The sequence below is a fragment of the Parazoarcus communis genome, assembly GCF_003111645.1.
Taxonomy (GTDB): Bacteria; Pseudomonadota; Gammaproteobacteria; order Burkholderiales; family Rhodocyclaceae; genus Parazoarcus; species Parazoarcus communis_A.
In genome coordinates this window covers 2134689-2159547 of the sequence record NZ_CP022187.1, presented here as the reverse complement: position 1 = coordinate 2159547, position 24859 = coordinate 2134689, and the positions used below count along the sequence as shown (strand labels likewise).

The window sequence follows — 24859 nt, the reverse complement described above, 5'->3', positions numbered from 1 at the left end:
CGATTGCCCGGATGGTGCTCGGGGCTGGTCGGGATTTTATCATTTGCGCCCATGTGCGACCGGGATGCCTTGTTTCGGATGCGCCGGATATGGGCGATAATCGTTTTCCGGTGGCGTGGCGATCTGGCTCCAGAGACAAGCCTCTTCGTCCCGGCTGTCGATGACAGTCGCACCCTTCGAAAGGTCAATCAGAATCCAGTGAGGGAGCAGCAATGAGCGAATCCAAAATCACGGTACCCACCGGTGGCCAGAAGATCGTACCGGGGCAGCCGGTCCCAGACAATCCGATCATCCCGTTCATCGAAGGTGACGGCATTGGCGTTGACATCACGCCGGTCATGATCAAGGTGATCGACGCCGCCGTCGACAAGGCCTACGGCGGCAAGAAGAAGATTCACTGGATGGAGGTCTTCGCCGGCGAGAAGTCCACCCAGATCTACGGTCCCGACGAATGGCTGTCGAAGGAAACCTTCGATGCGCTCAAGGAATTCTCGGTGTCGATCAAGGGGCCGATGACGACGCCCGTCGGTGGCGGCATCCGCTCACTGAACGTGGCGCTGCGCCAGGAGCTCGACCTGTACCAGTGTGTGCGTCCGGTGCGCTACTTCAAGGGCGTCCCCTCGCCGCTGAAGGACCCCACCAAGACCGACATGGTGATCTTCCGCGAGAACACCGAGGACATCTATGCCGGCATCGAGTGGCAGGCCGAGTCCGAAGGGGCGAAGAAGGTCATCAAGTTCCTGACCGAAGAGATGGGCGTGACCAAGATCCGCTTCCCGAATACCTCGGGCATCGGCATCAAGCCGGTCTCGAAGGAAGGGACCACGCGGCTGGTGCGCGCAGCGATCAAGTACGCGATCGACAACGACCGCAGAAGCGTCACCATCGTGCACAAGGGCAACATCATGAAGTACACCGAGGGTGGCTTCCGTGACTGGGCCTACGAGCTGGCAAAGACCGAGTTCGGTGCGGCGCCGATCGACGGTGGTCCGTGGTGCAGTTTCAAGAACCCGAAAACGGGCCGCGAGATCATCGTCAAGGATGCGATCGCGGATGCCTTCCTGCAGCAGATCCTGCTGCGTCCGGGCGAGTACGACGTGATTGCCTGCTGCAATCTCAACGGCGACTACATCTCCGATGCGCTCGCAGCACAGGTTGGCGGCATCGGCATTGCGCCGGGGGCGAACATCTCGGACCAGTATGCCTGCTTCGAGGCAACCCATGGCACCGCGCCCAAGTATGCCGGCCTGGACAAGGTGAACCCCGGTTCGCTGATTCTGTCCGCCGAAATGATGCTGCGCCATCTGGGCTGGACTGAAGCGGCCGATCTGGTGATCAAGTCGATGGAAGCGGCAATTGGCGACAAGGTCGTAACCTACGATTTTGCGCGTCTGATGGACGGTGCAACCGAAGTCAGCTGTTCTGCTTTTGGCGACGCAATGATCGAACGCATGTAATTCCGCGCCGGCCTGTCGTGGCTGGAATCAGTCGCGCTGCAGAGTAACAAACCCCCGCATCCTCTCGGATAGCGGGGGTTTTTTCTGCCGGATGGAGTCCGGGGTCAGTGTTCGCCGCGCACGATCAGCACCGATACGTGAACCTTGCGTACCAGGTTTTCGGCCACGCTGCCGAGCAGCATGCGACGGAAGCCGCGGCGGCCGTGCGAGCCGACGACCAGCAGGTCGGCGCCGGATTTTTCGACCGCCTGTGCGATCTGGTCCGCAGCATGCAGATCTTCTGCGGCGAGAAAGCGCTCGCGCGGCGTCAGACCGGCCGCACGTGCCTTTTCCAGCGCGTCCTTCAGGGTCTGGCGCCCGCCGTCGAGCAGGGCGTCCTGCAGCTTGCCGTGGTCCACCAGCGTCACGCCGTGATTCGAAAACGCCTGAAGCATGGACTCATCCACAGCGTGCGCGATCTCCAGCACCGCGTCGTGCAGTCGCGCCAGCGCGATGGCTTCGTCGAGGGCTTTGGTCGAGGTCTCGCTATCGTCGATTGCGACCAGAATATGCTTGTACATCGTGGCTCCCGTGCCGGAAAAATATCGCCGCAAGCCTAGCACCGGAGGGGGCGTCAGTGCATCGGCGTTTTCCTGTAAGCGCCGTAACCGGCGTGATCGAATATTACGCGGCAATCAGGGCGCAGGGAGCAGGGATTTCGCCCCTTTCAGCCTTGGCTGGAGGGCGATATGCGAATGGCGGTTCGCCCAAACTGACGAAGAAGTGTCTCTTTGTAAGCCAGAAGTAAGATCCGCATTCATATAATCCCCCTGCAGTTTTGTCGGCTGGCCTGATTTCGGCCGCTCCGGTCGCAAGGCAGGCAACAATCATCGAGAGGAGACAGTATGGAAAACAACAGTTCAGCCTATTGGAAGGCTACGCTGGCGCTGTTAACCAAGATCCTGATCATCTGGTTCTTGGTTTCGTTCGGCGCCGGCATTCTCTTCGCGCCGATGCTCAACAACATCCACCTTGGTGGCTACCCGTTGGGATTCTGGTTCGCGCAGCAAGGGTCGATTTATGTGTTCGTCGTCCTCATTTTCTACTATGCGAAGAAGATGGGTGATCTCGACAAGCAATTTGACGTTGACGAAGAGTAAGGGGCGGACACATGGATCTTCAGACAATTACTTATGTGGTGGTCGGCGCGAGTTTTGCGCTGTACATCGGCATCGCCATCTGGGCGCGTGCCGGTAGCACCAGCGAGTTCTATGTCGCGGGCGGCGGAGTTCACCCGATCGCCAACGGCATGGCAACCGGCGCTGACTGGATGTCGGCAGCGTCCTTCATCTCGATGGCCGGCCTCATTTCCAACATGGGCTACGGCGGCGGTCTGTTCCTGATGGGATGGACCGGCGGCTACGTTCTGCTGGCGATGCTGCTTGCACCGTACCTGCGCAAGTTCGGCAAATTCACCGTGCCCCAGTTCATCGGCGACCGCTTCTACTCGAAGTCCGCCAGCACGGTTGCAGTGGTCTGCCTGCTGACCGCTTCCATCACCTACGTTATCGGTCAGATGACGGGTGTGGGTGTGGCCTTCTCGCGCTTCCTCGGCGTGACCAACGACACCGGTATCTACATCGGTATGGGCATTGTGTTCATGTACGCCGTGTTCGGCGGCATGAAAGGCATTACCTACACCCAGGTAGCCCAGTACGTTGTTCTGATCCTGGCCTACACGGTTCCGGCGCTGTTCATCTCGCTGCAGCTGACGGGCAACGTCCTGCCGCAACTTGGCCTGGGTGGCACGCTGGTCGGTACCGACACGACCCTGCTGGCACGTCTCGACCAAGTGGTGACGGATCTCGGCTTCGGTGAATACACGACCTCTGTTCCGGGCAGCACGCTGAACATGTTCGTCTACACCGTGTCGCTGATGATCGGTACCGCAGGCCTGCCGCACGTGATCGTTCGCTTCTTCACCGTGCCGAAGGTCAAGGATGCACGTTCGTCCGCTGGTTGGGCGCTGGTCTTCATCGCCCTGCTGTACACGACTGCACCTGGCGTTGCCGCCATGGCCAAGTACAACCTCCACGCCACGGTGAACTCCGCTGTTGCGGCGGGTGGTGATCTGTACGCTGCCGAAGCCAGCCTCGAAGCTGAAAAGCGTCCGGCCTGGATGAAGCGTTGGGAGCAAACCGGTCTGCTGGCCTTCGAAGACAAGAACGGCGACGGTCGCATCCAGTACTACAACGACAAGCCGACTGCCAACGCCGAATCCAAGGCCAAGGCTGAAGCTGCAGGCTGGAAAGGCAACGAGCTGACGGTCAACCCCGACATCATCGTGCTGGCCAACCCGGAAATCGCACTGCTGCCCAACTGGGTGATCGCACTGATCGCTGCAGGTGGTCTGGCTGCTGCGCTCTCCACCGCTGCCGGTCTGCTGATGGCCATCTCGTCCGCCGTGTCGCATGACCTGGTGAAGAACGTGATCAATCCGGATATCTCGGACAAGAACGAACTGCTCGTGGGCAAGATCTCCATGGCTTTCGCGATTGTTCTGGCCGGTTATCTCGGTCTGAACCCCCCGGGCTTCGCCGCCGGTACCGTGGCTCTGGCCTTCGGTATTGCTGGTAGCTCGCTGTTCCCGGCCATCATGATGGGTATCTTCTCGAAGAAGATGAACAAGGAAGGCGCCATCGCCGGCATGCTTTCCGGCCTGCTCCTCACCCTGTTCTACGTGTTCGCTCACAAGGGTATCTTCTTCATCAAGGGTACTGAATTCACCGACCTGATCGGCGGCCCGAACTCCTTCTTCGGCATCACGCCGGAAGCGTTCGGTGCAATCGGCGCACTGGTGAACTTCGCAGTTGCCTTCATGGTCGACAAGGTTACGAAAGAGCCGCCCGAGCACATCCAGGCTCTGGTCGAGAGCGTTCGTATCCCCCGCGGTTCCAAGGCGGTCGACGGCGCGCACTAAGCACGCTTGAAGTAATCCTGCATCGCGTGGCTCCCAGCGAGGCGCGCGATGCAGGTAAAACCCTGCCGGATTCAATGGCGGGGTTTTTTGTTTTGTGGCACCTTGCAGGCAATTTCGGTGTGTCTGCAAGCCTGTATAAGAGGAGTGCCTGATGACTATAAGTGTTGCCATTACCTGGATTCTTTTCCTGGCCTTGTTTCCTATCACTTTCTTCTGGATGAGACGTGCGTGGCGCATCGTCTTCAAGCGGGATTTTTCCGAGGTTGCGCTCAAGCGTGGCGAGGCACCACCCAATCCTGAAAAGTACGCACCCTATGCAGCTGCGATCAACCTGATTGGCGCCGGCATCATCATTTTCATCGTCGGCTGGGTTGTTTTGTATGTCGCGTTTGGCGTTGGCGGAACTGCGCCTGACTACGAGACCTGGAGCGCAGTTGCTGGAAGCACGATCTGGTGCAAGTTTTTCGCTGATTTCATCCTCAGCCGCCAAGCACATCCGATGGTGATCAAGAAGCGGGGCAAGCCTGCATCCGCCGCAGAAAAGCCGGGGCAGTAAGTACCTGCCGCAATGTCCCGGGCTTGAGATTCATGTCTCGCGGAGGCAGGTTCGTGGCTCGGCAAGCAGGCCGGCCGGGGCGGGCTCAGGAGCGGCGTTCGGATACGCCGTAGCGGCGGTCCATCCGGTTCATGACCCGCACGTAGATGCCGATGATCACGAGATAGGCGATCAGCGAGCCCTGTGCGAAGACGTAGAATCCGAGCGGAAAACCCATAAAGCTCAGGGTGTTGAGTTCTTCAGCGTAGTAGCCGGCGACGAAGGTGCCGACGAACCAGATTGCCAGCAGGGTGCCGGTCAGCATCAGGTTGCGCCGCCAGTAGGTGCGGTGACGTTCGGACAGTTCCATTGCGTTTCGGGTCGCGACTCAGGTTTTTTCTGGCGACCAGGCATGCCGGGTCAATGAATTCGCCGGCGTGACCCGCAAGCCGCGCCGGCCTTGCATCGGGACTACTGCGCGCTGTGTTCCCGGCGCAATTGTGCCTGTGTTTCGGCCGCGGCAGGCTCGTAGCCGCCGGCTTCGATCATGAATTCGCTCTCGCCTGCGCAAATTGCTTTCAGCCGCGCTTCAAACCCATCCATGCTGGCCATCGGCACACGTGCCGAGATCATGGTCCAGCCACTCGCGGGACTGTCGGTGGCGGTGAGGTGGCCGCGACGCCCGGCAAGCTCGGCGCTGACCTCGCCAAAGCGGTCGTCAGCCACCTTCACCGTGATTTCGAGCATGGGTTCGAGGATCTGCGGGCGGGCGGCGAGCACGGCTTCGGTCAGGGCGTGACGCGCTGCGGTGGAAAACGAGATCTCGTTCGAATCCACAGCATGGTGCTTGCCGTCGGTCACGATTACGCGCAGGTCGTGGATCGGGAAACCTGCCACGGCGCCTTCGGCCAGTGCCTGACGGACGCCCTTTTCGACCGCGGGCATGAAATGCGTCGGGATGGCGCCACCCTTTACTTCGTCGGCGAGCTGCAGGCCCTCGCCGCGGGACAGCGGCTCGACGCGCAGGGCAACTTCGCCGAACTGCCCCGAACCGCCGCTCTGCTTCTTGTGACGGTAACGCGCCTCTGCCTTCGCGGAGATGGTTTCGCGGTACGGAATTGCCGGCGGGGCGGTGTCGAGCTGCAGGTTCCAGCGACTGGCGAGCTGATCGAGCACGATCTTGAGGTGCTGCTCGCCCAGCCCGCGCACGACCGTGTGGTGTCCGCGCGCGTCGTAGCTCACCTCCAGGCAGGGATCCTCGTCGGTCAGGCGAACCAGGGCCTCGGCCAGCTTGTGTTCGTCAGCCGGTTTGCGTGCGATCAGCGCCAGGCCGAACACGGGTTGCGGATAGGCCGGCAGTTCGAGGTGGAACTGGTCCTCGTCGTGCGAGTCGTGCAGGACGGCATCGCGATGGACTTCGTCGACGCGCGAGACGGCGCACAGGTCGCCCGGTACGGCGCGCGCGGTTTCGGTTACGTTGCGTCCCTGCAGGCGCAGGAGGTGGGCGACCTTGAAGGGTTTGCGCGCATCGCCGATGAACAGCGCGCTGCCGGGCTCGACCGTTCCCTGATGAACTCGGAAGAGCGCGATCTTGCCGCGGTAGGGGTCGTTGCTGATCTGAAACACATGGGCCAGGACGTGTTGTGCCGGATCGGGCTCGGTGCTGACGGCGACGGCCGCTGGCCCTTCGCCCTTGATGAAGCGGGGCGGGTTGCCCTCGGTCGGGTCGGGCATCAGCCGCCCCAGGATATCGAGGAGCTCGCTGACCCCGGCGCCCGTTCTGGCCGACACGAAACAGACCGGAATCAGATGGCCTTCGCGCAATGCCTGTTCGAAGGGGGCGTGCAGCTGCTCGGGGTCGAGTGCTTCGCCCTGTTCGAGATAGCGCGCCATGAGCGCTTCGTCGAGCTCAATGACCTGATCGACGATTGCGTCGTGCGCGGCTGCGGGCGTCGAGAATGCGGTCGCAAGCGAAGCGTCGGGCGCGAAAAAGCAGTCGACAACGGAACTGCCGTCGGCCGAGGGCAGGTTGATCGGCAGGCACTCGCTGCCGAATTCGTCGGCGATGGAAGCGGTGAGCGCTGCGAAGTCGGCGCCGGCCGCGTCGATGGCGTTCACCACGATCATGCGACATTTTCCCGCTGCAGCTGCCATCATGCGGCGCGTTCCACTCTCGATCCCGGTCGCCGCATGAACCACGATTGCCGCCGTTTCGACCGCAGGCAGCGTGGAGAGTGCGCGTCCGGCAAGGTCGGGCAGCCCCGGCGTGTCGAGCAGGTTGATCCAGTGGCCCGACCATTCGAGATGGGTCAGGCTTGCGGCCAGCGAATGCCCCATGGCCTTTTCCTGCGGGTCGTGGTCGGAAACGGTGTCGCCACGTGCCACGCTGCCACCGCTCGGAATGGCGCCGGACGCTGCTAGCAGTGCTTCGAGCAATGAGGTCTTGCCGCAGCCGGCGTGGCCGAGCAGGCTGAGGTTGCGGATGTCGTGAACCGACTCTGGCGTCATGGCACATCCCTCCGGAAAACGAATGGCTCAAGTTTCCGCCAGTGTCGAAGCGATGGCAATGCGCTATATCAAGCCGGATGATCCGGGCGTACTCCCCAACACCCATTTGCACGTCAGCACGTGTTCAAGGGAACCAAAGCAGTCGTTGCATGTAGATATGTGCAAGCATGTATGCAGTGTTTCTGAACCTGATCCAGGTGTCCGCAAATGAATGCCAGATTTGAGCATGAACCGGGTGGCGCGCAGGCTGAATGGCACGCCAGTTCGGCCTCCGATGCAATCGAGCGACTGAAAGCGTGCCGGCGCACCGGTCTGAGCACTGCCGAACTTGAATCGCGCCGGTCCCGCTTCGGGCCGAATGCATTGCCGCCACCGCAGCGACGCGGCCCCTGGCTGCGTTTTCTGCTCCAGTTCCACAATGTGCTGATCTATGTGTTGCTGGCCGCCGGCGTCGTTACCGCGACGCTGGGGCATGCGGTCGACGCAGGGGTGATCTTCGGCGTGGTCGTGATCAATGCCATCATCGGTTTCATTCAGGAGGGCAAGGCCGAGCGGGCGCTGGATGCGATTCGCAACATGCTCTCGCTGCATGCTCAGGTGCTGCGCGACGGGCACCGGCAGGAAGTGATGGCAGACACACTGGTCCCGGGAGACATCGTCTTTCTGGTGTCGGGTGACAAGGTGCCGGCCGACCTGCGCCTGCTTGAGGTGCGCAGCCTGCGGATTGAAGAGGCTGCGCTGACCGGCGAGTCGCTTGCGGTCGAGAAACGCACCGAAGCGGTGACTGCGAACGCCGCGCTCGGCGATCGCGCGTGCATGGCCTATTCCGGTACGCTGGTGATCTACGGCCAGGCGGTCGGGCTGGTGGTGGAGACCGCGAGCCGAACCGAGATCGGCCGCATCAGCGCGATGCTCAACGAGGTGGAGTCGCTCAGCACGCCGTTGCTGCGGCAGCTGGCCGGCTTCGGACGTGTGCTGACGTGGGCCATCCTGGCCATCGCAAGCGTCACCTACGCCTTTGGTGTTCTGGTGCGGGGTTATCCGTCGGGGGAGATGTTTCTTGCGGCGGTCGGCCTTGCCGTCGCGGCAATCCCGGAAGGGCTGCCGGCAATCATGACGATCACGCTGGCAATCGGTGTGCAGGCGATGGCACGGCGCAATGCCATCATCCGGCGCCTGCCCGCGGTCGAGGCCCTGGGCTCGGTCACGGTAATCTGCACCGACAAGACCGGCACCCTGACGCGCAACGAGATGACCGTGCAGCAGGTGCTGATCGCGGACGGGGCGCTGGCCGTTTCCGGGGCAGGCTATGCGCCCCACGGCGGCTTTAGCCGCGGTGCCGAGGAGATCGACGCGCTTGCGTCTCCGGAGTTGCAGCGTATTGGCCGCGCGTCGCTGTTGTGCAATGACGCCACGCTGGCGCTGGATGGCGAGGTGTGGAGTCTGGTTGGCGATCCGACCGAGGGGGCCCTGCTGACGCTCGCCGCCAAGGCCGGTCTTGATGCGGCGTTCGAGAGCGAGGCCATGCCGCGGGTCGATGCGATCCCCTTCGAGTCCGAGCACCGCTTCATGGCAACCCTGCATCACGATCACTGCGGCGGGGGCCTGATCCTGCTCAAGGGGGCGCCAGAGCGCGTGCTGTCATTGTGTTCAACGCAGCGCGAAGGCGAACTGGACGCCCCCTTGCAGCCCGAGTACTGGCATGCCGGCATGGAGCGGGCTGCGGCACAGGGCATGCGCCTGCTGGCAATCGCTGAACGCCATGACACGGAGCGTCGGACTGCGCTCGACTTCGACGATGTCGAACCCGGTGGTTTCACTCTGCTCGCAATCCTTGGCCTGACCGACCCGCCGCGTGAAGAGGCGGTGCAGGCGGTCGCGCATTGCCTGTCGGCCGGCATCCGCGTGAAGATGATCACCGGGGACCATGCCGTCACCGCACGGGCGATCGGTCAGCAACTCGGTCTGGCGTCGGCGCAACGGGCCATCACCGGGGCCGATATCGAAGCGCTCGACGATGCGCAGCTTGCAGGTGTGGTCGGCGACGTCGATATCTTTGCCCGCGCCAGCCCCGAGCACAAGTTGCGGCTGGTGAAGGCGCTGCAGGCGCAGGGCGAGGTGGTCTCGATGACCGGGGACGGCGTCAACGATGCGCCCGCGCTCAAGCGCGCCGATGTGGGCGTGGCAATGGGGCGCAAGGGCACGGAGGCGGCCAAGGAGGCGGCCGAGATGGTCCTTGCCGACGATAACTTTGCGTCGGTGGCCGCGGCGGTGGAGGAAGGGCGGCGGGTATACGACAACCTCAAGAAGGCCATCGTGTTCATCCTGCCCACCAATATCGGTCAGGGCGCGATGGTGCTCGCTGCGGTGCTGTTCGGGCTGACAATGCCGATCACGCCGGCGCAGATCCTGTGGGTCAACATGATTACGGCGGTGACGCTCTCGCTTGCGCTCGCCTTTGAGGCACCCGAGCGCGACATCATGCAGCGTCCGCCGCGCAATCCGATGGAACCCCTGCTGACCCGCTTCCTGGTATGGCGTATCGTGTTCGTTGGCGTACTGCTGGTCGCGGGCGGGATGGGGCTGTTCCTGTGGGAGCTGAACCGGGGTGCCGGGCTGGAGGCGGCACGAACGGTAACCGTCAATGCGATCCTGATCGGCGAAGTGTTCTACCTGTTCAATGTGCGCAGCTTTTACGGATCCATCCTCAATCGCGAGGGATTCTTCGGTAATCGCTACGTGCTGTATGCAATTGCCTTGCTGCTGATTTGCCAGGCGCTGTTCACGTACCTGCCGGCGATGCAGGTCCTTTTCGGTACCGAGGCGCTGGGGATGGAAGAGTGGGTGAGAATCGTGCTGTTCGGCGTGATCGTGCTGCTGTTGGTCGAGGCAGAGAAAATCCTGTTGCGCAGGATCTGAGGCAGGTAAAGCCCGCGCGGGGCGCAATTCGATAACGGACCGGGGTCGGCAGCGATTCCGGATGAGATGAGGGAGGGTGACCCATGCAATCGATTCGTACGCTGCTTGCGGCAAGTGATCTTTCCGCCTTTGCGCGGCACGCTGCGGAGCGGGCTGCAATGGTGGCAACCGACGTCGGCGCGCGGCTGTCGATTGCGCATGTGGTGAATGGCGGCGGTCTCAATGCCTTGCGGCATCTGGTCGATGTCGGTACCGGTGACGTGGCGGCGCGTCTGCTCGACGAGGTGCGCGGCGAAGTCCGCGAACTGGTCGACGATATCGGCCAGCGCTTCGGCGCCAAGGTCGACATGCATCTCGCCACCGGTGCGGTACTGTCGGAACTGAGCATGTACGCGGAAGTGATCGATGCGGATCTGCTGGTGCTGGGCGCGCGCGGGTCGAGCGTGGTGCGCGAGTGGCTGCTCGGGACGACGACCGAGCGCATTCTGAGCAAGACCACACGGGCCGTGCTGGTGGTGAAGCAGATGCCGCATGAGAACTATCAGCGCGTGCTGGTTCCGGTCGACTTTTCCCCGCGCTCCGCAGATGCGCTGCGTTTCGCCCGCTCAGTGGCACCAAAGGCGGATCTGATTCTGCTGCATGCCTTCGAAGTGCCTTTTGAGGGCAAGCTGCGTTACGCCGGTGTCGAGAGCGACGCGCTGGCCGCCTTGCGGGTCACCGCCAAGCGCGAGGCCGTGGAGAAGATGAATGCCCTTGTGACGGCCGCGGGGCTCGGGGACGCAGGGGTTCGTCGCATCGTGTTGCACGGGGATCCTGCGGCCACGATTCTGGCGCAGGAACAGGAGCAGGATTGCGACCTGATCGTGATCGGCAAGCGCGGCCTGGGGCTGCTGGAAGAGTTGCTGCTGGGGAGCGTGACCAAACACATTCTCGCCCAGTCCAACGGCGACGTCATGGTGACCGACCGCGTGTGCCGCTGACTCCAGCGACTGACTTCGGCGACTGACGCCGGAGACGCACGCCTGCAGCCGGGCTCGCTGGCGCGGGCGGTACCGGCGGCTCGACCCTGCCTCAGTACGCACGTTCGTCTTGTGGTTGGGCATGTGGCCCCGGGCGCCTTACACTTCCGGTTTCGCCGCAAGTCGCTGCCAAAGCCGGAGTCAGAATGAGAACCGAACAAGCCCCCACCATTCAACGGGTCGATTACCAGCCCCTGGCCTGGAGCGTCGAGCGCATCGACCTCCATTTCCGGCTCGAGCCCACGGGCACGATCGTCACCAATCGCATGGTTTGTGTGCGCAACCCTGCGGCAGCTGGCGTGGGGCCGATCCGCCTGTGGGGTGAGGCGCTGGAGCGCATCTCGCTGAGCATCGACGGTGTGGAGCCGTCCGCCGGCGCCTTGCGTGAGAATGGCAGCCTGCTCGAAATCGACGTGGCCGGCCCCGAGCAATCGGTGACGCTCGAAGTGGTCACCCGGGTCAATCCAAAAGCGAATACCACGCTTTCCGGGCTCTACCTGTCGAATGGCGGTTTCTTCACCCAGTGCGAGGCGGAGGGCTTCCGCCGCATCACCTGCTTCCCCGATCGTCCGGATGTGATGGCGCGCTTTACCGTCACCCTCGATGCCGACCGTGAAGCCTGCCCGGTCCTGTTGTCGAACGGCAACCTGCTTGAACAGGGCGATCTGCCCGACGGGCGGCACTACGCGAAGTGGGAAGATCCCTTCCTCAAACCGTCCTATCTGTTTGCACTGGTTGCGGCAAAGCTGGTTGCGCTTGAGCGCGAGGTGGAGACCGCGTCCGGGCGCAAGGTGCTGCTCCAGGTGTGGGTGGAGGAAGGCAACCTCGACCGTTGCGAGCATGCGATGGATTCGCTCATCCACTCGATGCGCTGGGATGAGACCACCTTCGGCCTCGAGCTTGATCTCGACCGCTTCATGATCGTTGCAGTGGCCGATTTCAACATGGGGGCGATGGAGAACAAGGGCCTCAACATCTTCAACACCAAGTTCGTGCTGGCCAAGCCGGACACCGCAACCGACATTGACTACGAGAACGTCGAGAGCGTGGTGGCGCATGAGTACTTCCACAACTGGACGGGTAACCGCGTGACCTGCCGTGACTGGTTCCAGCTCACGCTCAAGGAAGGCCTTACCGTGTTCCGCGACCAGCAGTTCTCGGCCGACATGCTCGCCCGCGCAGCCGGCCCCGAAGGCGCGGCCTCGGCGCGGGCGGTAAAGCGCATCGACGATGTCCGGGTGCTGCGTGCGGCACAGTTCCCGGAAGACGGCGGGCCGATGGCGCACCCGATCCGCCCCGACAGCTATCAGGAAATCAACAACTTCTACACCGCCACGGTGTACGAGAAGGGGGCGGAAGTGATCCGCATGCTGCACACCCTGCTCGGGCCCGAGGGTTTCCGCAACGGCATGGATCTGTACTTCAGCTATCACGACGGCTGCGCCGTGACCTGCGACGATTTCGTCGATGCGATGGCCGAGGCCAATGGTCGCGATCTCGATCAGTTCATGCACTGGTACAGCCAGTCCGGCACGCCACGCCTGCGGGCCGCTGGTGCGTGGGATGCGGCCAGCGGCAGCTACACGCTGAGCCTGAGTCAGCATACGCCGCCGACCCCGGGCGAGGCCGAGAAGCAGCCGCTGGTGATTCCGGTGGCGCTCGGCCTGATCGGACCGGACGGGCGTGACTGCGCACTGCAGCTGGAGGGTGAGGCTCAGCCGGGTGCAACGACGCGGGTGCTGGCGCTGAACTCGGCCGAGCAGCACTTCCGTTTCGTCGGCCTCGCGGCCGAGCCCGTGCCCTCGCTGCTGCGGGGCTTCTCGGCGCCAGTGATTCTGGAACTGGACGAAGACGATGCACGGCTGGCCTTCCGCATGGCCCACGACAGCGACCCCTTCAACCGCTGGGATGCCGCGCAGCGTTACAGCGAGCGCATCATCCTGGCCTCAGCCGGCGGTACCATGCAGGCCGTGCCCGAGGCCTTCGTCGCGGCTTTCCGCACGCTGCTCGAAGACACGGCGCTCGACCCGGCCTTTCGTGCTCAAGCGCTGTCCATGCCGGCCGAAGGCTTCCTGCTCGAGCGCATGAGCGTTGCCGATCCGCAGGCCTTGCGTGCTGCGCTGGTGGGGCTCACGCGCCATCTGGGCTCGGTTCTGGCGGGTGAGTGGAGAGCACTGTTCGCGGCAATGCAGGTGCCCGGCGAATACCGCTACCATCCGGCTGACGCCGGTCGCCGTGCGCTGGCCAATCTCGCCCTGCGCTATCTGGCCGCCGCGGGCGACGCTGAGGGCCTGGCGCTGGCACAGGCGCGTTTCGATGCAGCCACCAACATGACCGAGCGCTTCGGCGCCCTGGCTGCGCTCGCGCAGGTGTCAGGCGCAGCACGCGAAGCCGCGCTGCAGGCCTTCCATCAGCGCTATCTCAAGGACCCGCTGGTGCTCGACAAGTGGTTTGCCCTGCAGGCCGGGGCGTGGCGCTGGAGCGATGCGGCGGAGCCGACCGTGGAGCGGGTGCACGCCCTGATGTCCGATCCGGCCTTCAGCCTGTCGAATCCGAACAAGGTCTATGCCTTGCTCGGCACCTTCTTCCGTGCCAACGCGGGGGAGTTCCACGCCGCGGACGGCAGCGGGCACGTGTTCTGGGCCGATCAGGTGATTGCGCTCAATGCGACCAATCCGCAGGTGGCTTCGCGGATGGCTCGGGCGCTGGAAAACTGGCGGCGTTACACCCCCGAGCTGCAGGCCAGCATCCGGCCGCAACTCGAGCGCGTACTGGCCGCGGAAGGGCTGTCGCCGGATGTGGCGGAAGTCGTGGGCAAGGCCCTGAGCTGAGCCTGCGGGCCTGTCTGCTGGCGGATGAGCCCCTCTCGGGGGGCTCCGCCAGAAGAGGTTCAGGTCGCCAGGTCGCCGGCGATGTAGTTCGACAACTGCTCAATGGTGGCCTGTTGCTGGCTGACGATGCACTTCACCATGTCGCCGATGGTCACGATGCCGGAAATCTTGCCGTCTTCGACAACCGGCAGGTGCCGAAAGCGGTTTTCAGTCATGGTCTGCATGACCTCATCGACCGTGCACGACGGCGTGACCGTGCGCGGGTTCGCCGTCATCAGCTCGCGGATTTTTACATCGCGCGATACCAGCCCCTTGAGCACGACCTTGCGTGCGTAGTCGCGCTCGGTGAAGATGCCTACAAGGCGCTCGCCCTCAACAACGAGTACTGCGCCGATATCGTGTTCCGCCATGATCCGCAATGCGTCGAGCACGGAGCTTTCGGGTAGCACTGCCATGGCCTTGTTGCCCTTCTGGGCAAGAATCTGTCCTACGGTAGTCGTCATCTCCGGGTTTCCTCCTTTGGGTCCGTACAGCTACTCGCCGTCATGGGCGATTCTTTCTAATTCGTCATAGCTTGAGATGTTACGCGCAAGCTTGCAAGGCAGGGCGAACCCTGATGCGACATCGCAGCTCAGATCTCGAGGTTGTCGATCAGTCGGGTTACACCAAGCCTTGCTGCCGCGAGCACGACCAGCGGGTCGTCGGCATGCACCGGTGGCTGAAGGTCTGCGCGGTGGCGAATGGCAACGTAGTCAGGCTTCCAGCCACGCGCGGCGAGTTCGCTCATCGCCTCGGTTTCGAGCTTCAGGAAGTCGTGGTCGCCGCTGCGCACCGCCGCGCTGATGCGTGTCAGTAGCCGGTGAAGGGCAGGCGCCTCGGCACGCTGCTCGTTTGTCAGGTAACCATTGCGGGAGGACAGCGCGAGGCCGTCGTCTGCACGCACCGTCTCACCGGGCACGACCTCGACCGGCAGCGCCAGTTCGCGCACCATGTTGGACAGCACCATCAGTTGCTGGTAGTCCTTCTTGCCGAACAGCGCCACGTCTGGCTGCACGATATTGAGCAGTTTCAGCACCACGGTGGCGACGCCGCGGAAGTGTCCCGGACGGAATTCTCCGTCGAGAATCGAGACCTGGGCCGGCGCGGGATCAACGTGATAGTGCTGCACCTGCGGATACATCACCTTTTCGTCGGGCGCGAACAGGTGCCTGACCCCCGCAGCCTCCAGCTTTTCGCAGTCGGACTCGAGCGTGCGCGGGTACTTGTCGAAGTCCTCGCTGGGACCGAACTGCAGTCGATTGACGAAGATGCTGGCGATCACGCAGTCGGCTCGTGTGCCGGCCTGACGCATCAGCGCGATGTGTCCCTCGTGCAGGTTGCCCATGGTGGGCACAAGGGCGACACGGCCGGCTTCGGCGCGCGCTGCGCGCAGCGACTCGATCGTGGTGTGAATCTGCATGTTTTTAACCTCTTGATATCCGCGGGCGGAGTGCTTCAGTAGCAATGCTCTGCCGCGGGGAAGCTGCCATCCTTGACTGCAGCGACGTAGCCGGTGACGGCCTCGTCGATGCTGCCTGCGCCGTTCATGAAGTTGCGAACGAAGCGGGCCGTCTTGCCCGGATAGACACCGAGCAGGTCATGCAGCACGAGGACCTGGCCATCGCATGACGGGCCGGCACCAATGCCGATGGTGGCCATCGACTTGAGAATGGAGGTGATCTCGGTGGCCACCGTTGCCGGCACCATTTCCATGACCATCAGGCCTGCACCGGCATCCTCGAGCGCGAGTGCGTCGGCCTTGAGGCGTTCGGCGCCGGCTTCATTGCGGCCCTGAACCCGGTAACCACCCAGCTGATGGACCGATTGCGGCGTCAGGCCGATGTGAGCGCAGACCGGTACACCGCGTTCGACCAGGAAATGCACGGTTTCGGCCATGAACTCGCCGCCTTCGAGCTTGACCATCTGCGCGCCGGCTGACATCAGCCGTGCGGCATTGCGCATGGCCTGTGCCGGGCTCTCGTGGTAACTGCCAAAGGGCATGTCGGCGACGATGAACGGACGGTTGCATCCGCGTGCGACGCATTCGGTGTGATACACCATGTGCTCCATGGTGACCGGGAGCGTGGACTTCTGGCCCTGGAGCACGTTGCCGAGGGAGTCCCCAACCAGCACCACGTCCACGCCACAACGCTCCACCAGGGTGGCGAAGCTCGCGTCATAACAGGTGAGCATGGCGATTTTGCGGCCTTCGGCGCGCATCTTGCCCAGCTCGAACAGGGTGATCGGTTTGTTGTCCTGGAGGTAGCTCATCGTTCGCTCCTGAAAGGAGGGCGCAGTTTTCACCAAACTGGTGCAATGCACAAGCAGGAATTGAACGTGCGGTGCGTCCGTTCAGCCCGCGTAGGCGAAAAATTCGCGGTAACTGCGCATGTTGCGGAGGCGGTCGACCAGCAGTTCGAAGTCAGCTTCGTTATCAACCGGATTGAGTATGCCAGCATCGACGACGAACAAGGGCGCGTCTTCGTACTGGTAGAAGAAGCGCGCGTAATGGTCGGCCACGCGCTCGAGGTAGGCTTCGGTGATGCGCCGCTCGGCCTCCATGCCGCGCTTGCGGATGCGCTCGACCAGGGTGTCGGCGCGTGCCTGCAGGTAGATCACCAGATCGGGCTTGGGCGGTGCGGCCGGTTTCATCGCGTCGAACACGCGCTGATACAGCGCACGCTCTTCGTCGGTGAGGTTCAGGCTGGCAAAGAGGGGGTCTTTCTCGAGCAGGAAGTCGGAGACGATGCGCGGGGCTTCGGCGTCGTCCTGGGGCAGCGCGGCGAGCTGGTCGATGCGCTGGAACAGGAACGACAGCTGGGTCGACATCGCCCAGCGCTCGGCATTCTGGTAGAAGCGCGCCAGGAAGGGGTTGGCTTCGGGCTGCTCGAACAGGGTGTTGGCCTGCAGATGCTCCGCCAGGCGGATGGCGAGCGAGGTCTTGCCCGCGCCGATCGGCCCTTCAACGACGATATAGCGTGCCTTGTCGAGCATCGTGGATTTGTCTGCCTGTTGCATGGAAGTGAAGTTTCAAGCCCGGACCCGCAGCGATCCTAACAAAAAAGCTGACCCGATAGAAAACGGGCGAACTCCACGTCGGCCATCGGTGCGCCAAACAGTGGTCCCTGCTGCAGTCCGCAGCCGAGCGCGAGCAGGAAGGACTGTTGCGCCTCGTTCTCCACGCCGCGAGCAAGAACCTTGAGGCCCAGCGGTGCGGCCATGCACACGATGGCCTCGACCAGGGCGTTGCTGTCGTCGTCCTTGCCCACGCCGCTCACCAGTTCCGGCGCAAGTTTCAAGGCCTGGATGGGGTAGCGCCTGAGACGCGGCATGGAGTTCAGGCCGTGACCGAAGTCGTCTATGGCAAGGCGCACGCCGAGGCTGGCGAGCGAGCTCAGGGTGGCCGAGATATTGTCGTCCGGTACTGCCAGCACCGCTTCGTCGAGGTCGAGCTCCAGGCGCTTCGGTGCGATCCCGCTTTCGCTCAATGCGGTGATGACCTGCTGCACGAGGGCGCCGTGCATGATCTGTTCGATCGCGATGTTGACGGTCACCGTGGGTGCGCGTCCCTGTGTGAGCGGCCACGAGTTTGCCGCACGGCAGGCGGCCCGCAGCGCCCAGCCGCCCAGTTCGGGCAGGCGGCCATCATCACGTGCGGCGCCAGCGAAGTCGCGGAACGGAATCAGCCCGAGGCGGGGGTGGTGCCAGCGCAGCAAGGCCTCACCTGCATGAATCGCGCCGCTGCGCACGTTGACCAGGGGCTGAAAGTGCAGGTCGAGCCGTGTGCTTTCGATTCTGGGGTGCTGAAGGCCGCGTGGCGGCCTGGGGTCGGCGGATGCGGTGCCGCCCGTGAGGTTCATGCGGGGCGGCGGCAGCAGCAACAGGTGCCAGCCGTCGCGCGGGCCGGCAAGGACGCGGGCGTCGAGTGCCTGAGGGTTGCTGCGCGGGCTGATGCGGGCGACCGGGGGGGCGCCAGGCGCGGGCCAGTGAATGTCGAGGCAGTGGTCGGCGTTGTGGCCGATCAGCTCGCTACGGGTCATGCCAAGGGTGTCGAGTGCAGCGGCGTTGGCGGCACTGATGCGGTTGCGCTCGTCGATCACGATGACCGCTTGCGCAAGCGCGGCGGCCAGTCGGGGCCAGACACTGTCTGCCTGGGCCACAGGTGCGGTGTCTGATGGCCCGGCCGGGGTGTCTGTCGGATGCTCGGGGCTCAGGATCAGGGCATGGATGCCTGGCCGCAGGCGGGCTGCAGCGACAAAGCGGAAAGTGCGTGGGCTGCCATCGGGGAGGGCGATCTGCAGGGTGCCGCGCATTTCGCCCTGAATCAGCACCCGGGCGCGCGCCTCGAGAAAAGCCTGCTCGTCGACGAAGAGTTCGGTCAGGGGGCGACCGGCGATCTGCCGGTAATCGCGCTCAAGCAGTCGGCACGCTGCACTGTTGGCGTCGATGATGCGCTCGTCGCCGGTAATGATCAGGCCTTCGTCGATGAGCTCGAGCAGGGCCAGATACACGCCGGTTTCTGCCCCCTCCGAGAGGTCGGGGACGAAGGGCTCATCAGGATTGTTGTTGTCCCTTGCGGGACCTGCGTGCTTCATCGGCGACAGCATGTCCAAGTGTCCAAGCCTGTTATCGGCATGAGTTCAGGATACTTGAAGTGCTGCCGCCAAATCGGTCGAATAGCCGGGCGACGCGGGCCTATTTCCGCCCCAGCCCGCCCAGCAGTACCGCGATCGGACGCTGCGGGCGGCGCGGCGCGGATTTTTCAGCGGGTGCGCCGGTGTCCGCCGTCGCTTCGGGGGCGCGGGCAGATTCGTAGGGTTTGCTGAAATCGAAGCCGTCCGGTGCGACAGTGGACCTCTGCCTGCCGCGATTTCCACCGCCTGTGTTGCCATTGCGGCCGCCGCGCGACTCGCCTGCGGCAGGTGCAGCGCGGGGTGCAGCCGGCGCTCTCTGCCGTGGTTCGGCTGGCATGGATGCGCTGGCGCCGCCACTGCGCCGACCACGGTGACGGCTGCCGGCTTCGAAGAAATCGGGGTCGGGGTCGAAGCCGGGCACGATTTCCTGCGGAATCTCGAGCTTGATCAGCTTCTGGATGTCGGCAAGATAGTGCTTTTCTTCCGAGCACACCAGCGACACCGCGTTGCCCTTGTGGCCGGCACGGCCGGTGCGGCCGATACGGTGGACGTAGTCTTCGGCGGTGTGTGGCAACTCGAAGTTGATGACGTTGGGCAGTTCGTCGATGTCGATGCCGCGTGCGGCAACGTCGGTGGCCACGAGCACGCGCAGCTTGCCGGCCTTGAACGCCTCCAGGGTTTCGGTGCGCTGTTGCTGCCCCTTGTCACCGTGGATGGCATCGGCGGAGATGCCGCTGCGCTCCAGGAAGTGGGCGAGGCGGCCGCATACGATCTTGGTGGCAACAAAGACCAGTGCCTGGGTGTCGGGCTGATGACGCAGCAGGTGCGCGAGCAGGTTGCGCTTCATGCCAGCGGAGACCGGGTGCACGACGTGCGTGATGGTTTCCGACACCATGTTGCGGCGCGCGACTTCGATCAGCTGCGGGTCCTTCAGCATCTGGTCGGCGAGCTTCTTGATCTCGTCGGAGAAGGTGGCCGAGAACAGCAGGCTCTGACGGCTCGCCGGCAGCAGCTCAAGAATGCGCTTGATGTCGGGGATGAAGCCCATGTCGAGCATGCGGTCGGCTTCGTCGAGCACGAGCATTTCGACCTGGTTGAGCTGGATGGTCTTTTGCTGGACGTGGTCGAGCAGGCGCCCCGGCGTGGCGATGACGATTTCGATGCCGCGGCGCAGTTCGGCGACCTGGGCCTTCATGTCGACGCCACCGTAAATGCAGGTCGAGCGCAACGGGATGTGCTTGCTGTAGGTCTTGACCGACTCATACACCTGCATCGCCAGTTCGCGGGTCGGCGCGAGAATCAGCGCGCGTGTCTGGTGACGGGCGGGGGAGGTGCTGGTGCTGGCATGGCGGGCAAGGCGTTGCAGCAGGGGCAGGGTAAAGCCTGCGGTCTTGCCGGTGCCGGTCTGGGCGCCGCCCAGAATGTCTTTGCCGGCAAGCACGATGGGGATTGCCTGGCTCTGGATCGGGGTGGGGTCGGTGTAGCCGGATTCTGCTACGGCTTGCAGGAGTTCCGGGATGAGGCCGAGGTCGGCAAAACTCATGAGCGCCTTTCTGGTTGGGCCAACTGCCGCGCAACCATGTGACCACTGTGGGTGTCAGGATGAGCATGCGCCGGGAATGCGCCCTTGACGAGTGCGGGTGCCGGCGGGCGGGCTGGATACGGAAAAAAGAAAGGATTATACACACAGGCCGAAAAGCGTTTTGTGACAAGTGCTTCCGGCGCAAGTGCATGTGCGGGAGTGTTGTGCCGGTCTCGGAGAGGGCGCGGTCGCACGAATGCGCGCGATCCCGCGCACAGCCGGCAGAACCGGCTTTGCGCGGGGCGCTGGAACGGGCTCAGCGCTTGAGCGTCAGGTACGCGGTGACCTCTTCGCGGTCGTGATACAGCTGCTTGATGCGCAGGTCGTAGGGGCCGACGCTGGCGAGCCGTTTCTGGATCAGGATGCGGCACTGCTCCACGGCTTCGAGGCGGCGCTTCATCGGCAGCTTGAGGTTGAAGATGGTGTGGCGGCAGCGTCCGGTCGCCACCCAGTCGGCCATCAGCGACGCAATCCGGCTCGGCTGCTCGACCATGTCGCACACCATCCAGTCCACCGCGCGCTGCGGGCGCCAGGTGAAGCCGTCGGCCTTGAGGTGCTCGACCATCTCGGTCGCCATCACCGAGTCCTTCATCGGGCCGTTGTCGACGGCAATCACCCGCAAGCCGCGGTTGGCGAGTTGCCAGGTCCAGCCGCCGGGTGCTGCGCCAAGGTCCACCGCGCGCTGACCGGCGCGGATGTTGTTCTCGCGCTCCTCGTCCGAGAGCAGGGTCATGAAGGCTTCGGCCAGCTTGAGCGTGGAGCGGCTGGGCGCGTTGGAGGGCATGCGCAGGCGCGGGATGCCCATCGGCCACGGCGCACACATGCCGGGCAGGCCGGAGGCGAGCCAGGCCGTGGTCGGGCTGGTAAAGACGACGTGCAGCACCGGCAGACCGGTGCGACTGGTGCGCAGCCGTCCGGCTTTCTCTAGCGCGCGGGTGAGCGGCTCGGCGAAGCGGCGGCAGAAGCCGGATTGCTGCTTGGCCTCGTCGTTATCCGGGGTTTCGAGCACGACGCCGGAAAAGCGCTGACCCGAAGCATGCACCGCGGCAACGATGGGCGTGGCGCGGTCGCGTTCGGGCAGGTCGTCGACCTTCGCGAACCACGGCAGCAGCTGACGGGCGAACACCGGCTTGCGCCAGTCGGCGTGTTCGCCCAGGGTGGAGACGGGGACGGGTTCGAAGGCTTCGAAGGCCGCGTAGCCCGAGTTGGGCTGGGTGCGGACAAAGCCGATCATGCCTGCGTCGGCGGCGATGTCGTCCAGCTCGGAAGCCAGCTCTTTTTCGAAACCGGGGCGGCAGTAGGCGAGCAGGCCGGAGATGGCGATACTGGCGGGCGGGGTATGGTCGGACATGGGCAGAGTGCGCCGGGGCGCTGAAGTATCATGGTGATGCGAAGGGTCGCATGATATGTCGTGACGGCTTGAATCAACAGGAGAAATGCGGATGAGCGACGGCGGGATGATCTATCGGGTGCTGGGCGAGCAGGGGCCGCGGGTGTCCGCGGTGTGCCTCGGGACGATGACGTTTGGGCAGCAGACGCCTGAGGCCGACGCGCATGATCAGCTCGACATGGCGTTTGAGCGCGGTCTCAACTTCATCGACACCGCCGAGATGTACGCGGTGCCGGCGCGCGCTGAAACCTGTGGCGCGAGCGAAACCATTGTCGGCAACTGGTTGAGCCGGCAGGTGCGTGAAAAAGTCGTGCTTGCCACCAAGGTGGCGGGGCCGGCGCGCAGTCTGGGCTGGATTCGTGGCGGGCCACTGGCGCTCGACCGCGCCAATATCCGCGAGGCGGTCGAGGGCAGTCTGCGGCGCCTGCGGACGGACTACATCGACCTGTATCAGCTGCACTGGCCGGAACGCAATCAGCCGCTGTTCGGGCAGTGGCAGTACGACCCCGCCAAGGAGCGCGAGTGCACGCCGATCCGTGCTCAGCTCGAGGCGCTGGCCGAACTGGTGGACGAGGGCAAGGTCCGCCACGTCGGATTGTCCAACGAGCATCCGTGGGGGGTAATGGAGTTTGTGCGCATCGCTGCCGAAGCCGGGCTGCCGCGCGTGGTGTCGACGCAGAACGCATACAGCCTGCTGACCAGAGTGTTCGAGTATGGCCTGGCCGAGGTCTGTCATCGCGAACAGGTCGGCCTGCTGGCGTATTCCCCGCTCGCGTTCGGGCACCTGACCGGCAAGTATCTTGCAAACCCGACTGCAGCGGGCCGTCTGAATGAGTTCGAGTCCTTCGGGCAGCGCTACACCAAGCCGAACGTTCAACCCGCGGTGGCGGCGTATGCCGAGCTTGCGCGCGAGCATGGCCTGACGCCGACCGAGCTTGCCCTGTCCTTCGTGTATCACCGCAGCTGCGTGGCGAGCACCATCATCGGCGCCAGTACTTCAGCGCAGCTGGCGGAAAATCTGGATGCCTGGTCGAAACCGCTCACCCCGGAGCTGCTTGAGGCGATCGAGCGCATTCACCTGCTCTACACCAATCCCGCGCCCTGAGCGCGCATTGTGCCCGCCCCTCAGTGAGCGCCTGCCTTGGCCGGAGGCGCCGAAGCGGGCGCGCCAGCGGGTGCCGGGGCAGCGGAGTCGGCCGCAGCCGACTTGGCCTGCAGCTGCGAGGGCACAACCTCCAGCTTGTTTTCCATCATGTAGTCGTTCATCGACCGCCAGCCCGCGAACACGGCCGCCTTCTGTGCCGAGGGGTTGAGGAGGTAGCAATCCTCCAGCGAACGACCGGCATGACGACAGGCGCTGCCGATGGCCTGGCCTTCCGCCTCTGCCAGCGCGGCCTCCTTCGCCGGGTTGGGAAGCTCGAGCAGTTCGATCAGCTGGTCGCACCCCGTTGTCAGCGGAATCAGGGCCAGCAGGATCAGAAACCGAATCTTCTTGCGCATGGTCTGTTCGAATCGATTGACGTTATTGAAGCTAACGGCAGCGCAGCCGAAATCTTGAAGCTTGTATCAAGATGTGAGCGCATGTGAGCCCTTCACGATCTTCTCACGCACGCCGTCTATAATTTGAAACTTATCGCACGCCTTGTGCGTTATTCCGAACACGGCTCGTTCCAGTCCTGAGATCAAGATATCCCATGCATTCATTCGTTTCCCGATTCGGTTTTCGTCGCGCACTCGGCATTGGCGCCATGTCCGTGCTTGCGGTCGCCAGTCATGCGGTTGCGGCAGCGCCCGCCAAGCCTGCTGAAGTGCAGCAGATCGAGCTCTTTCAGCGTCTTCCCGAGGAAGGCGCGGCATCCCTGAAGGCATTGGTCGAGCGCTTCAACGCGCAGAGCAAGGAATACCAGGTGGTGCTGTCCGAGCAGGACTGGAAGTCTGCCAACGCGCCGCACCTGATGATTCTCGAGGGCGACGATGAAGAGCGTTTCCTGGCCGGCAAGCCCCGCTTCAAGCCCTTGCACGCGGTGATGAAGGAAACCGGCAGCGCGCTGCAGACGCTGCGCCCGCCCGCAATGATGACGCGCACCCCGGTGGATTCCAAAGGCCAGCTGCTGGCGCTTCCGATCGGCCTGTCGACGCCGGTGCTGTTCCTGAACCGCGATGCACTGCGGCGTGCCGGGATGAATCCGGAAACCACCAGCGTGGCAACGTGGTTCGATCTTCAGACCGTCCTCGGCCGCCTCGCCGATGCCGGACATACCTGCCCCTATACGGTGGCTGAGCCGGGCCGGGTGATGGTGGAGAACCTCAGCGCGTGGCACAACGAACCGGTTGCAGCGATGCGCGGAAAAGTGTCCGCACCGTCGTTCAACGGCATGTTCCAGGTCAAGCACGTCGCGATGATGGCGAGTTGGCACCGGGCGCGTTACCTGCAGGTGTTCGAGCGTGGCAACGAAGCCGGGCAGCATTTTGCCAGCGGCGAATGCGCGGTCATTGCGGCCCCGTCCAACAGCTGGGCCGGATTCCGCAGCAAGGGCACGATCGATGTCGGTGTGGCGCAGTTGCCGTACTACGACGATTTTCCGGGTGCGCCGCAAAACACGCTCGCCGACGGCCCGGCCATGTGGGTTGCGGCAGGAAAGAAGGCGGCCGAGTACAAGGGTGTCGCGAAGTTCGTCAGCTTCTGGCTGCAGCCTGAAAACCAGGTCGTCTGGCAGCGCGAAACGGGTTATCTGCCCCTGAATCGTGCGGGTCTGCTGGCCTCGCGCAGCGAACTGCTCGGAACCGATCTTGAGAACATCAAGGTGGCGGTCGGCCAGCTTACCAACAAGCCGGTGACGGGTGACTCGGCCGCACAGCCGGTCGTGGGGCGCGAGAAGGTGAGGCGCATCATCGACGAAGAGCTTGCAGGCGTCTGGGCCGACCGCAAGGCGGCCAAGGAAGCACTCGACAACGCCGTGGTGCGCGCTGCCGGGAGCTGATCCAA

At 63.8% G+C, this 24859-nt stretch carries 20 protein-coding genes; 9 read left to right on the top strand and 11 right to left on the bottom strand.

Annotation, left to right across the window (positions count from 1 at the left end; genetic code table 11):
- The first annotated feature begins 212 nt into the window (after nucleotides 1-212).
- Entirely contained in the window at nucleotides 213-1457 is a 1245-nt protein-coding gene (icd, locus tag CEW83_RS09800) for an NADP-dependent isocitrate dehydrogenase (RefSeq protein WP_108949172.1), read from the top strand.
- Between the two features lie 104 nt (nucleotides 1458-1561).
- On the opposite strand, the gene CEW83_RS09795 is transcribed toward icd, so the two are convergent.
- The gene (locus CEW83_RS09795) at nucleotides 1562-2017 is read right to left on the bottom strand and encodes a universal stress protein (RefSeq protein WP_108949171.1); all 456 of its coding nucleotides are present in this window, start codon (nucleotides 2015-2017) and stop codon (nucleotides 1562-1564) included.
- Between the two features lie 324 nt (nucleotides 2018-2341).
- Here CEW83_RS09795 and CEW83_RS09790 point away from each other — a divergent pair, with 324 nt between their 5' ends.
- The 3 genes from CEW83_RS09790 to CEW83_RS09780 all read left to right on the top strand — a co-directional run bounded on the left by CEW83_RS09790 (nucleotide 2342) and on the right by CEW83_RS09780 (nucleotide 4972).
- Nucleotides 2342-2596, top strand: a complete 255-nt coding sequence (locus CEW83_RS09790; protein ID WP_108949170.1) for a DUF4212 domain-containing protein — start codon at nucleotides 2342-2344, stop codon at nucleotides 2594-2596.
- A gap of 11 nt (nucleotides 2597-2607) precedes the next feature.
- Complete coding sequence (locus CEW83_RS09785) at nucleotides 2608-4416, top strand: sodium:solute symporter family protein (RefSeq protein WP_108949169.1); 1809 nt, start codon at nucleotides 2608-2610, stop codon at nucleotides 4414-4416.
- 151 nt (nucleotides 4417-4567) lie between these two features.
- Nucleotides 4568-4972 carry a hypothetical protein gene (locus CEW83_RS09780; protein WP_108949168.1) on the top strand — a complete coding sequence of 135 codons (405 nt, stop codon included), beginning with the start codon at nucleotides 4568-4570 and terminating at the stop codon, nucleotides 4970-4972.
- Between the two features lie 85 nt (nucleotides 4973-5057).
- Here the strand turns inward: CEW83_RS09780 and CEW83_RS09775 are convergent, their stop codons facing one another.
- Entirely contained in the window at nucleotides 5058-5321 is a 264-nt protein-coding gene (locus CEW83_RS09775; protein ID WP_108949167.1) for a DUF4212 domain-containing protein, read from the bottom strand.
- Nucleotides 5322-5422: 101 nt separating this feature from the next.
- Nucleotides 5423-7459 carry an elongation factor G gene (fusA, locus tag CEW83_RS09770; RefSeq protein WP_108949166.1) on the bottom strand — a complete coding sequence of 679 codons (2037 nt, stop codon included), beginning with the start codon at nucleotides 7457-7459 and terminating at the stop codon, nucleotides 5423-5425.
- A gap of 207 nt (nucleotides 7460-7666) precedes the next feature.
- On the opposite strand from fusA, the gene CEW83_RS09765 reads away from it, so the two are divergent.
- The 3 genes from CEW83_RS09765 (at nucleotide 7667) to pepN (ending at nucleotide 14228) form a co-directional block, all read left to right on the top strand.
- A complete protein-coding gene (locus CEW83_RS09765; RefSeq protein ID WP_108949165.1) occupies nucleotides 7667-10378 on the top strand; it encodes a cation-transporting P-type ATPase in 2712 nt (903 codons plus the stop codon).
- Nucleotides 10379-10461: 83 nt separating this feature from the next.
- Nucleotides 10462-11358 (top strand): universal stress protein, encoded by an 897-nt coding sequence (locus tag CEW83_RS09760; protein ID WP_108949164.1) that lies wholly within the window; start codon nucleotides 10462-10464, stop codon nucleotides 11356-11358.
- A gap of 185 nt (nucleotides 11359-11543) precedes the next feature.
- Nucleotides 11544-14228 carry an aminopeptidase N gene (gene pepN, locus CEW83_RS09755; RefSeq protein WP_108949163.1) on the top strand — a complete coding sequence of 895 codons (2685 nt, stop codon included), beginning with the start codon at nucleotides 11544-11546 and terminating at the stop codon, nucleotides 14226-14228.
- Between the two features lie 59 nt (nucleotides 14229-14287).
- Here the strand turns inward: pepN and CEW83_RS09750 are convergent, their stop codons facing one another.
- From CEW83_RS09750 to rlmM, 7 genes are all read right to left on the bottom strand, one after another.
- Nucleotides 14288-14731 (bottom strand): CBS domain-containing protein, encoded by a 444-nt coding sequence (locus CEW83_RS09750; protein WP_108949162.1) that lies wholly within the window; start codon nucleotides 14729-14731, stop codon nucleotides 14288-14290.
- A 128-nt stretch (nucleotides 14732-14859) separates the two neighbouring features.
- On the bottom strand, nucleotides 14860-15687 hold the full coding sequence (gene panC / locus CEW83_RS09745; protein WP_108949161.1) for a pantoate--beta-alanine ligase: 828 nt from the start codon (nucleotides 15685-15687) through the stop codon (nucleotides 14860-14862).
- Between the two features lie 35 nt (nucleotides 15688-15722).
- Nucleotides 15723-16538 carry a 3-methyl-2-oxobutanoate hydroxymethyltransferase gene (panB, locus tag CEW83_RS09740; RefSeq protein WP_108949160.1) on the bottom strand — a complete coding sequence of 272 codons (816 nt, stop codon included), beginning with the start codon at nucleotides 16536-16538 and terminating at the stop codon, nucleotides 15723-15725.
- Nucleotides 16539-16619: 81 nt separating this feature from the next.
- Nucleotides 16620-17261, bottom strand: a complete 642-nt coding sequence (locus CEW83_RS09735; protein ID WP_108951322.1) for a deoxynucleoside kinase — start codon at nucleotides 17259-17261, stop codon at nucleotides 16620-16622.
- A 59-nt stretch (nucleotides 17262-17320) separates the two neighbouring features.
- A complete protein-coding gene (locus CEW83_RS09730) occupies nucleotides 17321-18874 on the bottom strand; it encodes an EAL domain-containing protein (RefSeq protein WP_108951321.1) in 1554 nt (517 codons plus the stop codon).
- Nucleotides 18875-18962: 88 nt separating this feature from the next.
- Nucleotides 18963-20444, bottom strand: a complete 1482-nt coding sequence (locus CEW83_RS09725; RefSeq protein ID WP_108949159.1) for a DEAD/DEAH box helicase — start codon at nucleotides 20442-20444, stop codon at nucleotides 18963-18965.
- 295 nt (nucleotides 20445-20739) lie between these two features.
- Nucleotides 20740-21834, bottom strand: coding sequence for a 23S rRNA (cytidine(2498)-2'-O)-methyltransferase RlmM (gene rlmM / locus CEW83_RS09720; protein WP_108949158.1), 1095 nt, complete (start codon nucleotides 21832-21834; stop codon nucleotides 20740-20742).
- A gap of 106 nt (nucleotides 21835-21940) precedes the next feature.
- Here rlmM and CEW83_RS09715 point away from each other — a divergent pair, with 106 nt between their 5' ends.
- Nucleotides 21941-22978, top strand: a complete 1038-nt coding sequence (locus CEW83_RS09715; protein ID WP_108951320.1) for an aldo/keto reductase — start codon at nucleotides 21941-21943, stop codon at nucleotides 22976-22978.
- A 20-nt stretch (nucleotides 22979-22998) separates the two neighbouring features.
- Here the strand turns inward: CEW83_RS09715 and CEW83_RS09710 are convergent, their stop codons facing one another.
- Entirely contained in the window at nucleotides 22999-23373 is a 375-nt protein-coding gene (locus tag CEW83_RS09710; protein ID WP_108949157.1) for a hypothetical protein, read from the bottom strand.
- Nucleotides 23374-23567: 194 nt separating this feature from the next.
- Between CEW83_RS09710 and CEW83_RS09705 the strand changes: the two genes are divergently transcribed.
- Nucleotides 23568-24854 carry an extracellular solute-binding protein gene (locus tag CEW83_RS09705; RefSeq protein ID WP_420094094.1) on the top strand — a complete coding sequence of 429 codons (1287 nt, stop codon included), beginning with the start codon at nucleotides 23568-23570 and terminating at the stop codon, nucleotides 24852-24854.
- The last annotated feature ends 5 nt before the right edge of the window (nucleotides 24855-24859 follow it).